The sequence below is a fragment of the Pseudomonas sp. KCJK9016 genome, from assembly GCF_046231795.1.
Lineage (GTDB): Bacteria > Pseudomonadota > Gammaproteobacteria > Pseudomonadales > Pseudomonadaceae > Aquipseudomonas > Aquipseudomonas bananamidigenes.
Genome location: NZ_JBJJMM010000013.1, coordinates 156,113 through 167,372, shown reverse-complemented (window position 1 = coordinate 167,372; position 11,260 = coordinate 156,113). Strand labels below are relative to the sequence as shown.

General features: G+C 60.9%; 11 protein-coding genes. 8 read left to right on the top strand and 3 right to left on the bottom strand.

Features of this window, described 5'->3' with window-relative positions; translation table 11 throughout:
• Positions 1-55: 55 nt before the first annotated feature.
• From ACK6BI_RS15240 to ACK6BI_RS15230, 3 genes are read right to left on the bottom strand one after another with little or no spacing between them, the layout of a single operon-like run.
• Positions 56-445 (bottom strand): DNA polymerase III subunit chi, encoded by a 390-nt coding sequence (locus tag ACK6BI_RS15240; RefSeq protein ID WP_409317710.1) that lies wholly within the window; start codon positions 443-445, stop codon positions 56-58.
• A gap of 8 nt (positions 446-453) precedes the next feature.
• A complete protein-coding gene (locus ACK6BI_RS15235; RefSeq protein ID WP_409317709.1) occupies positions 454-882 on the bottom strand; it encodes a DNA polymerase III subunit chi in 429 nt (142 codons plus the stop codon).
• A gap of 60 nt (positions 883-942) precedes the next feature.
• Positions 943-2,433 (bottom strand): leucyl aminopeptidase, encoded by a 1,491-nt coding sequence (locus tag ACK6BI_RS15230; protein ID WP_409317708.1) that lies wholly within the window; start codon positions 2,431-2,433, stop codon positions 943-945.
• A gap of 307 nt (positions 2,434-2,740) precedes the next feature.
• Between ACK6BI_RS15230 and lptF the strand changes: the two genes are divergently transcribed.
• The 8 genes from lptF to pdxJ all read left to right on the top strand — a co-directional run bounded on the left by lptF (position 2,741) and on the right by pdxJ (position 11,228).
• A complete protein-coding gene (lptF, locus tag ACK6BI_RS15225; protein WP_409317707.1) occupies positions 2,741-3,862 on the top strand; it encodes an LPS export ABC transporter permease LptF in 1,122 nt (373 codons plus the stop codon).
• The gene (lptG, locus tag ACK6BI_RS15220; RefSeq protein ID WP_409317706.1) at positions 3,855-4,916 is read left to right on the top strand and encodes an LPS export ABC transporter permease LptG; all 1,062 of its coding nucleotides are present in this window, start codon (positions 3,855-3,857) and stop codon (positions 4,914-4,916) included. Before lptF ends, lptG begins: the two co-directional genes overlap by 8 nt.
• A gap of 172 nt (positions 4,917-5,088) precedes the next feature.
• Complete coding sequence (gene lepA / locus ACK6BI_RS15215) at positions 5,089-6,885, top strand: translation elongation factor 4 (RefSeq protein WP_065261874.1); 1,797 nt, start codon at positions 5,089-5,091, stop codon at positions 6,883-6,885.
• Between the two features lie 9 nt (positions 6,886-6,894).
• Positions 6,895-7,749, top strand: coding sequence for a signal peptidase I (gene lepB, locus ACK6BI_RS15210; protein WP_409317705.1), 855 nt, complete (start codon positions 6,895-6,897; stop codon positions 7,747-7,749).
• Between the two features lie 182 nt (positions 7,750-7,931).
• Positions 7,932-8,621: a ribonuclease III gene (gene rnc / locus ACK6BI_RS15205; protein WP_065261872.1), complete on the top strand. Its 690-nt coding sequence runs from the start codon at positions 7,932-7,934 to the stop codon at positions 8,619-8,621.
• The gene (gene era, locus ACK6BI_RS15200; protein ID WP_065261871.1) at positions 8,614-9,516 is read left to right on the top strand and encodes a GTPase Era; all 903 of its coding nucleotides are present in this window, start codon (positions 8,614-8,616) and stop codon (positions 9,514-9,516) included. Before rnc ends, era begins: the two co-directional genes overlap by 8 nt.
• 167 nt (positions 9,517-9,683) lie before the next feature.
• Positions 9,684-10,373: a DNA repair protein RecO gene (gene recO / locus ACK6BI_RS15195; RefSeq protein ID WP_409317704.1), complete on the top strand. Its 690-nt coding sequence runs from the start codon at positions 9,684-9,686 to the stop codon at positions 10,371-10,373.
• Between the two features lie 111 nt (positions 10,374-10,484).
• Positions 10,485-11,228, top strand: a complete 744-nt coding sequence (pdxJ, locus tag ACK6BI_RS15190; protein WP_007957371.1) for a pyridoxine 5'-phosphate synthase — start codon at positions 10,485-10,487, stop codon at positions 11,226-11,228.
• Positions 11,229-11,260: the final 32 nt, after the last annotated feature.

Sequence of the window (11,260 nt, the reverse complement as noted above, 5' to 3'; positions counted from 1 at the left end):
GAACGCCGCAGTGATGCTATCGCTGGCAAGCCAGCTCCCACAGGAGATCGGGGAATTATTCGTACTGGGCGAGAAGCCGCTCCATCCGCGCATCCAGCCGACGTTTGATCTCGGTTTCAATGTGCGGGGCGAAATCGTCGATCACATCTTGCATGATCAATTGCGCAGCGGCGCGCAGTTCGCTGTCCAGGTGCAGTAGCGCGTCGGGGCCTTTGTCCACAGGTGCAGCCGGCGCAGTGGCGGGCTTCACGACGGGGGCTGGCGGCGGCTCGACGGCGTGTGGGGTGTTGTCGATCGAGTCGAACAACATCGGTATCTGTTCGCCTTCATCGACGGTGTCGGTCAAAAGCGGCGGTTGCAGGTTGTCATCGCCCAGAAGCTGACGGATGGATTCGAGGTCATCCAGCAGGTGGGCGGGTTTCTGCAGCGGTTTTGGAGTGTCCATCGGCGTACTCAGAGTCGCTGTAAACGGTGGTCTTGCAGAGGATAGCCCTGTTCCCGGTAGAAACGGAAACTCTCCCGCGCTGCTGAACGGATCGCCGGGTCTTCCACCACCACTTCCGCCACGCGGGCGAACTTGCTGGCGAAGGCGGGGACCTTCAGGTCGAGATTGACGAGCAAGTCCTGGTGCTGGCCGCAGTCTTCGCCCAGTCCAAGCACGATCGCCCCTTCCGGTTCGCGCTCGGCCGGCCCGTGGGGCACGAAGGTTTCGCCCTTGAACGCCCACAAACGTGCATCGAGGTCATCGCGCTGGGCGGCATCGCTGCAATGCAGGTAGATGCGGTGGCCCATGCGCCAGGCTTTCTCGGTAAGCTTGCAGGCAAAGTCCAGGCGCGCCGAGGGGGCAGCGCTGGGCAGGATATAGAAGTCGACTTTGGTCATTGCAGTTCCTGAGCTGCAAGCGACACCCCTGGAAAGAGACGTCGCTTGCAGTCATCGGTTTCAGGCCTTGGCGCGATCCAGCAGGTACTGGGTCAGCAGGGGAACCGGACGACCGGTGGCGCCCTTGTCCTTGCCGCCGCTGGTCCACGCGGTGCCGGCGATGTCCAGGTGCGCCCAGTTCAGGTTCTTGGTGAAGCGCGACAGGAAGCACGCGGCCGTGATGGTGCCGGCCTTCGGCCCGCCAATGTTGGCGATGTCGGCGAACGGGCTGTCCAGTTGCTCCTGGTATTCATCGAACAGCGGCAGTTGCCAGGCGCGGTCGTCGGCGGCCTTGCCGGCGCTCAGCAGTTGTTCGATCAGCTCGTCGTTGTTGCCCAGCAGGCCCGAGGTGTGAGCACCCAGAGCAACCACGCAGGCGCCGGTCAGGGTGGCGATGTCGATCACTGCCTGCGGCTTGAAACGCTCGGAGTAGGTCAGTGCATCGCACAGCACCAGACGACCTTCGGCGTCGGTGTTGAGGATCTCGACGGTCTGGCCGCTCATGGTGGTGACGATGTCGCCCGGACGCGAAGCGGTGCCGCTCGGCATGTTCTCGGCGCAGGCCAGGATGCACACCAGGTTGATCGGCAGTTTCAGTTCCAGCACGGCACGCAGGGTGCCGAACACGCTGGCGGCGCCGCCCATGTCGTACTTCATCTCGTCCATGCCGGCGCCTGGCTTCAGGCTGATGCCGCCGGTGTCGAAGGTAATGCCCTTGCCGACCAGCGCGTACGGCTTCTCGGATTTCTTGCCGCCGTTGTATTGCATGACGATCAGGCGCGGTGGCTGAGCGCTGCCCTGGCCGACCGCGTAGAACGAACCCATGCCCAGGGATTTGATCTTCTTCTCGTCGAGGACTTCGACTTTCAGGTCCTTGAACTCTTTACCGAGGTTCCTGGCCTGTTCGCCGAGGAAGGTCGGGTGGCAGATGTTCGGCGGCAGGTTGCCCAGGTTGCGGGTGAAGGCCATGCCATTGGCAATTGCAGTGGCGTGGTTCACGGCGCGTTGCACTTCGGCCTGCGCAGCCTTGATGGTCAGCAGAGTGATTTTCTTCAGGGCGCGGGGTTCGGCTTTCTGGCTCTTGAACTGGTCGAAGGTGTATTCGCCATCGATCAGGGTCTCGGCCAGCAGGCGGGTCTTGCCGTAGCTGTCGCGGCCCTTGACGATGACTTCATCCAGCGCCAGTACGGCATCGCTGCCACCCAGACCCTTGAGGGTGTTGAGGATGCCGGCCACGATCTTGCGGAACGGGCGGTCGCCCAGTTCTTCATCCTTGCCCACGCCGACCAGCAGCACACGTTCGGCTTTCAGGTTCGGCAGACTGTGCAGCAACAGGCTCTGGCCAATCTTGCCGGCCAGATCGCCGCGCTTGAGGACAGCGCTGACGGCGCCGCCGCTCAGTTCGTCGACCTGTCTGGCCGCGACGCCGAGTTTGCGGCCTTCGCCGACGGCAACCACCAGGGTGGCGGTTTTCAACGTTTCTGGGCTAACGCTTTTTACAACCAGTTCCATGTCCGGATCCCTGAATGAATGGTCAACACGCAGGCGTTCGACGATGTTCGCAGTCGCCTGCTTATAGAAGAAAAGGCGCAGGCCAGCGCCTGCGACAAGGGCCGCAGTTTGAACCTCGCTCCCTGCGCCTGACAACCCTCGGTTGTACGATCTTCAACGGATTGCGCCCTTGCGTGAGTGTGCGCAGTGACAGGCGCCCTCAATCACAGGATAATGCCGCATCTTTTTTCGATGGCTCTGCCTTGCGGGGCCATCGGGACGTTTGCTTGTTTGGCCGCCTTAGCCTGACAACCCTGGAGTGTCTGGTTTGATCGTCTTCCGTTATCTGTCCCGCGAAGTCCTGTTGACCCTGAGTGCGGTAAGCGCCGTGCTGCTGGTCATCATCATGAGCGGTCGTTTCATCAAATACCTTGCCCAGGCCGCAGCGGGCCAGCTCGATCCGGGATCGCTGTTCCTGATCATGGGCTATCGCCTGCCGGGCTTCATGCAGTTGATCCTGCCGCTGGGCCTGTTCCTCGGGATCCTTCTGGCGTACGGTCGGTTGTACCTGGAAAGCGAAATGACCGTGTTGTCGGCCACCGGCATGAGCCAGCAGCGGTTGTTCCGCATGACGCTGTTCCCGGCCACGCTGGTGGCACTGGTAGTAGCCTGGCTGAGCCTGAGCCTGGCTCCGCAAGGCGCCAACCAGTTCCAGCTGCTGCTCAACAAGCAGGACGCCCTGACCGAATTCGACACCCTTGAGCCCGGGCGCTTCCAGGCCTTGCGCGACGGCACCCGGGTGACCTACACCGAAACCCTGAGCGACGACCGGGTCAATCTGGGCAGCGTGTTCATCTCGCAGAAAAACCTCGGTGCCAACCAGGCCGATCGCGGGATTTCCGTGCTGGTGGCCGAGAAGGGCCGGCAGGAAATCCGTCCCGACGGCAACCGTTACCTGATCCTGCACAATGGCTACCGTTATGACGGCAGCCCGGGACTGGCCAATTACCGTGCCATCCACTACGAAACCTATGGTGTGTTGCTGCCCAAGCCGGATGTCAGCGAGGAAGTCACCGACCGTGACGCCATGCCGACCTCGACGCTGTTGGCCAGCGACGACATCCGTGCAAAAACCGAACTGCAATGGCGCCTGTCGCTGCCGCTGCTGGTGTTCATCGTGACCCTGATGGCGGTGCCGTTGTCGCGGGTCAATCCGCGTCAGGGACGCTTCCTCAAGCTGCTGCCGGCGATTCTTCTTTATATGGCTTATCTGACCATCCTGATTGCCGCTCGCGGTGCCCTCGAAAAAGGCAAGATTCCGGCAGGGCTTGGCCTGTGGTGGGTGCACGGCATCTTCCTGGCCATCGGTATCGGCCTGTTGTACTGGGAGCCGTTGCGCCTGACGCTGGCCAGCCGTCGCAGCGCTGCGCTGGAGGTGGCCCGTGGTTAAACTCGACCGCTACATCGGCAGTAGCGTGTTCATCGCGATTATCGCGGTGCTGGCGATCATTCTTGGCTTGGCCACGCTGTTCGCCTTCATCGACGAAATGGGTGATGTCAGCGATACCTATACGCTGGTCGATGTGCTGAGCTTTGTGGTGCTGACCGCGCCGCGCCGGCTCTACGACATGCTGCCGATGGCAGCGCTGATCGGCTGTCTGATCGGTCTGGGCAGTCTGGCCAGCAGCAGTGAGCTGACCGTCATGCGTGCTGCCGGTGTATCCATCGGGCGCATCGTCTGGGCGGTGATGAAACCGATGCTGGTACTGATGCTGGCCGGCGTGCTGATCGGCGAATACGTTGCTCCGGCTACCGAGAGCATGGCGCAGGCCAATCGTTCGTTGGCTCAGGGCAGCGGCGACGCACAGAGCGCCAAGCACGGCATGTGGCACCGTCAGGGCGACGAGTTCATCCATATCAACGCCGTTCAGCCCGATGGCCTGCTGTATGGCGTGACCCGCTATCACTTCGACAAGGAGCGTCATCTGCTGAGCTCGAGCTTCGCCAAGCGCGCCGAGTTCGATGGCAAGCGCTGGCAGCTCACCGATATCACCACCACACTGTTCCACGAGCGCAGCACCGAAGTCGTCAATAAACCGACCGAGGACTGGGATGTTTCCATCAGCCCGGAACTGTTGAATACCGTAGTCATGGCGCCGGAAGCGCTGTCGATCAGCGGGCTGTGGGGTTATATCCATTACCTGGCGGATCAGGGGCTGAGCAATGGCCGTTACTGGCTGGCCTTTTGGGTCAAGGTGCTGCAGCCGCTGGTCACCGCTGCGTTGGTGCTGATGGCGATCTCGTTCATTTTTGGTCCGCTGCGTTCGGTGACCCTCGGTCAGCGGGTGTTTACCGGTGTACTGGTGGGGTTCACCTTCCGTATCGTGCAGGATCTGCTCGGTCCATCCAGTCTGGTGTTCGGTTTCTCGCCGCTGTTCGCGGTGCTGGTGCCGGCCGGGGTCTGCGCACTGGCGGGCGTCTGGTTGCTGCGTCGCGCCGGTTGATGAACAAGGTTTCACCCAGGTTCCAGTCCTGAAAACGCCCCGATCGCCAGATCGGGGCGTTTTTGCATGCAAACCGGATGACAGGCGAACGTGACGCTTGCGCCGTGTATCAGGTACAATTCCCGGCTATTTTTCGGCGGGCCAAGCCTGCAGCCTTTTTGAGTGTTGATCCGTGAGTGATTTGAGTCATATCCGCAATTTCTCCATCATCGCCCACATTGACCATGGCAAGTCGACGCTGGCTGACCGATTCATCCAGATGTGCGGCGGCCTGGCCGATCGCGAGATGGAAGCCCAGGTCCTCGACTCCATGGAGCTGGAGCGTGAACGCGGGATCACCATCAAGGCCCACAGCGTTACCCTCCATTACAAGGCCAAAGACGGCGTCACCTATCAGCTGAACTTCATTGACACCCCGGGCCACGTCGACTTCACCTATGAAGTCAGCCGTTCCCTGGCCGCGTGCGAAGGTGCCTTGCTGGTGGTCGACGCAGGGCAGGGTGTCGAAGCCCAGTCCGTGGCCAACTGCTACACCGCCATCGAGCAGGGCCTCGAGGTCATGCCGGTCCTGAACAAGATCGACCTGCCGCAGGCCGAGCCTGATCGCGTCAAGGACGAGATCGAAAAGATCATCGGCATCGACGCCAGCGACGCCGTCACCTGCAGCGCCAAGACCGGCCTGGGTGTCGACGAAGTGCTCGAGCGCCTGGTCACGACCATTCCCGCGCCGACCGGCAATATCGAAGATCCGCTGCAGGCGTTGATCATCGATTCCTGGTTCGACAACTACCTGGGCGTCGTTTCCCTGGTGCGTGTGCGTCATGGCCGCGTGAAAAAGGGCGACAAGATCCTGGTGAAGTCCACCGGCAAGGTGCATCTGGTCGACAGCGTCGGCGTATTCACCCCGAAACACACTGCCACTGCGGATCTCAAGGCCGGCGAAGTAGGCTTCATCATCGCCAGCATCAAGGACATTCACGGTGCACCGGTCGGTGACACCCTGACCCTCAGTTCCACCCCGGACGTAGAAGTGCTGCCGGGCTTCAAGCGCATCCAGCCGCAGGTTTACGCCGGCCTGTTCCCGGTCAGCTCCGATGACTTCGAGGATTTCCGCGAAGCGTTGCAGAAACTGACCCTGAACGACTCGTCGCTGCAGTACACCCCGGAAAGCTCCGACGCGCTGGGCTTCGGCTTCCGTTGCGGCTTCCTCGGCATGCTGCACATGGAAATCATCCAGGAGCGCCTGGAGCGCGAATACGACCTGGACCTGATCACCACGGCGCCGACGGTAATCTTCGAGCTGGTACTGAAAACCGGTGAAACGATTTACGTCGACAACCCGTCGAAGCTGCCGGACGTGTCGTCGATCGAAGACATGCGCGAACCGATCGTGCGGGCCAATATCCTGGTTCCACAGGAACACCTGGGCAACGTCATCACCCTGTGCATCGAAAAACGTGGCGTGCAGGTCGACATGCTGTTCCTCGGTAACCAGGTCCAGGTGACTTACGATCTGCCGATGAACGAAGTGGTCCTGGACTTCTTCGACCGTCTGAAATCCACCAGCCGCGGCTATGCTTCGCTGGATTACCATTTCGATCGTTACCAATCGGCTAATCTGGTGAAACTGGACGTGCTGATCAACGGCGACAGGGTCGATGCTCTGGCGTTGATCGTGCACCGTGACAATTCGCACTTCAAAGGTCGCCAGTTGACCGAGAAGATGAAAGAACTGATTCCTCGTCAGATGTTCGACGTGGCGATCCAGGCTGCCATTGGCGGTCAGATCGTTGCCCGGACAACCGTCAAGGCGCTCAGAAAGAACGTATTGGCCAAATGCTACGGCGGTGACGTCAGTCGCAAGAAGAAACTGCTCGAGAAGCAAAAGGCCGGTAAGAAACGCATGAAACAGGTCGGCAACGTGGAGATTCCACAGGAAGCCTTCCTTGCCGTGCTCAGGTTGGAATAGTCAGGTCCTATGTCACTAAATTTCCCGCTGTTGCTGGTTATCGCCGTGTTCGTCTGCGGCCTGTTGGCGTTGCTCGATCTGCTGATCCTGGCACCGCGTCGGCGCGCCGCCATCGCGTCCTATCAGGGCAGCGTCAGCCAGCCTGATGTGCTGGTGGTCGAGAAACTGAACAAGGAACCGCTGCTGGTCGAATACGGCAAGTCGTTCTTTCCGGTGCTGTTCATCGTGCTGGTGCTGCGTTCGTTCCTGGTGGAACCGTTCCAGATTCCGTCCGGTTCGATGAAACCGACCCTGGACGTCGGCGACTTCATTCTGGTGAACAAGTTTTCCTACGGGATCCGTCTGCCGGTGATCGACAAAAAAGTCATCGAAGTCGGTGATCCGCAACGCGGCGATGTAATGGTGTTCCGCTACCCGAGCGACCCGAACGTCAACTACATCAAGCGTGTGGTCGGTCTGCCGGGCGACACGGTGCGTTACACCGCCGACAAGCGTCTGTTCGTCAACGGTGAATCGATTGCCGAGCAACTGGTCGGTTCCGAGCCGGGCACTCTGGGCAGCGCGGAGCTCTACAAGGAAAAACTCGGCGCCGCCGAGCACCTGATCCGCAAGGAAATGAGCCGTTACCGCGCCACCCCGGACCACACCTGGATCGTGCCGGCCGGGCATTACTTCATGATGGGCGACAACCGCGACAACTCCAACGACAGTCGCTACTGGGATGATCCCAACATTCCAAAGGACCTGCTGGGCATGGTTCCCGACCAGAACATCGTCGGCAAGGCCTTCGCGGTCTGGATGAGCTGGCCGGAACCGAAACTCAGCCACCTGCCGAATTTCTCGCGGGTCGGCCTGATCAAGTAAACAATCACGGCGCTGTTGACCACAGCGCCGAATGCATTTCTGGCGTCGGCACAACCGGCACCGGGGCATGAAGCCACGATATTCAGGACGTCATTTTTGAACACAGCGTTAATTGTCCCAGGCCTGCGCCCTATCCCGGCGATGGCGGTGGAATCCAGCCACGAACTCAGCGTGGTCAAACCGTGAGCGTTTCTCTCAGCCGTCTCGAGCGTCAGCTCGGTTACACCTTCAAGGACCAGGAACTGATGGTCCTGGCCCTCACGCACCGCAGCTTTGCCGGACGCAACAACGAGCGTCTGGAATTCCTCGGCGATGCAATCCTCAATTTCGTCGCCGGCGAGGCACTGTTCGAGCGTTTTCCGCTCGCCCGTGAAGGCCAGCTCTCGCGCTTGCGCGCACGTCTGGTGAAAGGCGAGACCCTGGCCGTACTGGCCCGCGGGTTCGATCTGGGCGAATACCTGCGCCTGGGCTCCGGTGAACTGAAAAGCGGCGGTTTCCGTCGTGAGTCGATTCTGGCCGATGCCCTGGAAGCCTTGATTGGCGCGATCTACCTAGACGCCGGCATGGAAGTCGCCCGTGAGCGCGTCCTGGCCTGGCTGGCCGGGGAGTTCGAAGGTCTGACGCTGGTCGATACCAACAAGGATCCGAAAACCCGTCTGCAGGAATTCCTGCAGTCGCGTGGTTGTGAACTGCCACGCTATGAAGTGGTGGATATCCAGGGTGAGCCCCACTGTCGTACCTTCTTCGTCGAGTGCGAAGTTGTCCTGTTGAATGTAAAAAGCCGGGGTCAGGGTGTGAGCCGTCGCATTGCCGAACAGGTAGCGGCCGCCGCAGCACTGATTGCCCTGGGCGTGGAGAATGGCAATGACTGATACAAACGCAACGCGCTGTGGCTATGTTGCCATCGTCGGCCGCCCGAACGTGGGCAAGTCCACGCTGCTGAACCACATTCTCGGCCAGAAGCTGGCGATCACCTCGCGCAAGCCGCAGACCACTCGCCACAACATGCTCGGAATCAAGACCGAAGGCGACGTGCAAGCGATCTACGTCGACACGCCCGGCATGCACAAGGGTGGCGAGAAAGCCCTGAACCGTTACATGAACAAAACTGCTTCGGCGGCGTTGAAGGACGTCGACGTGGTGATCTTCGTGGTCGATCGCACCAAATGGACCGAAGAGGACCAGATGGTCCTGGAGCGCGTGCAGTACGTGACCGGCCCGCTGATCGTCGCGCTGAACAAGACCGATCGCATCGAGGACAAGGCCGAGCTGATGCCGCACCTGTCCTGGTTGCAGGAACAGCTGCCGAATGCGCAGATCATTCCGATTTCGGCGCAGCAGGGTCACAATCTCGATGCGCTGGAAAAGGTCATCGCCGAGCACCTGCCGGAGAACGATCACTTTTTCCCGGAAGACCAGATCACCGACCGCAGCAGCCGTTTCCTCGCCGCCGAGCTGGTGCGCGAGAAGATCATGCGCCAGCTCGGTGCCGAGTTGCCTTACCAGATCACCGTGGAAATCGAAGAGTTCAAGCAGCAGGGCGCGACACTTCATATCCATGCGCTGATCCTCGTCGAGCGTGACGGTCAGAAGAAAATCATCATTGGTGACAAGGGCGAGCGCATCAAGCGCATCGGTACCGAGGCACGCAAGGACATGGAGTTGCTGTTCGACTCCAAAATCATGCTGAACCTGTGGGTCAAGGTGAAGGGCGGCTGGTCCGACGACGAGCGTGCGTTGCGTTCGCTGGGTTACGGCGACCTGTAAAGCGCTGATCCCGAGAGCACCGGTACCCACTGTGGGAGCGAGCCTGCTCGCGATGGCGGTATTTCAGTCGACATCCTTGTTGTCTGTTACACCCCCATCGCGAGCAGGTTCGCTCCCACAGTAGTTTTTGGTTGTGTGTAAAACTGCATTTCGTCATCGAGAATTCAATGTCGCAAAGCTCAGCTCCCACCCGACCCGCCTACGTCCTGCATTCGCGCGCCTACCGCGAAACCAGCGCGTTGGTGGACTTCCTCACGCCGCAAGGTCGGCTGCGTGCGGTATTGCGCGGTGCACGGGGCAAGGCCGGGACGCTGGCACGGCCGTTCGTGCCACTGGAAGTGGAGTTCCGTGGCAAGGGGGAGCTGAAAAATGTCGGGCGCATGGAAAGCACCGGCAGCGCGACGTGGATGATTGGCGAGGCGCTGTTCAGCGGTCTCTACCTCAACGAGTTGCTGATTCGCCTGCTGCCGGCCGAAGACCCGCACCCGGCGGTGTTCGATCATTACGCCGCCACGCTGCTGGCCCTTGCCGAAGGCCGGCCATTGGAGCCGTTGCTGCGTTCCTTCGAATGGCGTCTGCTCGACGAGCTGGGCTACGGCTTTTCCCTGAGCACCGACATCAATGACGAGCCCATCGCTGCGGATGGTCTCTATCGCTTGCAGGTGGACGCCGGACTCGAGCGGGTCTATCTGCTGCAACCCGGTCTGTTCAACGGCATCGAGCTGCTGGCCATGGCCGAAGCGGACTGGACTGCCCCCGGTGCGTTGTCCGCTGCCAAACGCTTGATGCGTCAGGCACTGGCTGTTCACCTGGGCGGTCGTCCTCTCGTGAGCCGCGAGCTGTTTCGCAAACCCTGAGGGTCTGTTGACGTCTGGGCACGGCACGACGGGCGCTCACTGCGCCCAGACGTCAACAGCCCCTTCACCGTGTATGCTGTGCGCCGAATCTTTCCCTTCAGGAGCGTATCCGTGACCACCAGCAACCGCATTCTTCTTGGCGTGAACATCGACCACGTCGCCACCCTGCGTCAGGCTCGGGGCACGCGCTATCCGGATCCGGTCAAGGCTGCGCTGGACGCGGAAGAGGCGGGCGCCGACGGCATCACCGTGCACCTGCGCGAGGATCGTCGCCATATCCAGGAGCGTGATGTGCTGCTGCTCAAGGATGTGCTGCAAACCCGCATGAACTTCGAAATGGGTGTCACCGAAGAAATGATGGCGTTCGCCGAGCGCATTCGTCCGGCCCACATTTGTCTGGTGCCGGAAACCCGTCAGGAGTTGACCACCGAGGGCGGTCTGGACGTGGCGGGTCAGGAAGAGCGGATCAGGGCAGCGGTCGAGCGTCTGTCGAAGATCGGCAGCGAAGTGTCGCTGTTCATCGACGCTGACGAGCGGCAGATCGCTGCTTCGAAGCGAGTGGGAGCACCGGCCATCGAGCTGCACACCGGGCGTTATGCCGATGCCGAGACACCGACAGAAGTGGCCGAAGAGTTGAAGCGTGTGGCGGACGGCGTGGCATTCGGTCTGGCGCAGGGGCTGATCGTCAACGCCGGTCATGGTCTGCATTATCACAACGTTGAAGCCGTGGCGGCGATCAAGGGCATCAACGAACTGAACATCGGTCACGCGCTGGTGGCACATGCGTTGTTCGTCGGCTTCAAGTCGGCGGTCTCGGAGATGAAAGCGTTGATTCTGGCGGCGGCAAAGGCCTGAGCATCAACACAGACACTGTGGGAGCCGGCTCC

Coding starts and splice junctions, on each gene's coding strand:
- ACK6BI_RS15235 (WP_409317709.1), bottom strand. CDS start 882: ATGACCAAAGTCGACTTCTATATCCTGCCCAGCGCTGCCCCCTCGGCG.
- ACK6BI_RS15230 (WP_409317708.1), bottom strand. CDS start 2,433: ATGGAACTGGTTGTAAAAAGCGTTAGCCCAGAAACGTTGAAAACCGCC.
- era (WP_065261871.1), top strand. CDS start 8,614: ATGACTGATACAAACGCAACGCGCTGTGGCTATGTTGCCATCGTCGGC.
- recO (WP_409317704.1), top strand. CDS start 9,684: ATGTCGCAAAGCTCAGCTCCCACCCGACCCGCCTACGTCCTGCATTCG.
- lepB (WP_409317705.1), top strand. CDS start 6,895: ATGTCACTAAATTTCCCGCTGTTGCTGGTTATCGCCGTGTTCGTCTGC.
- ACK6BI_RS15240 (WP_409317710.1), bottom strand. CDS start 445: ATGGACACTCCAAAACCGCTGCAGAAACCCGCCCACCTGCTGGATGAC.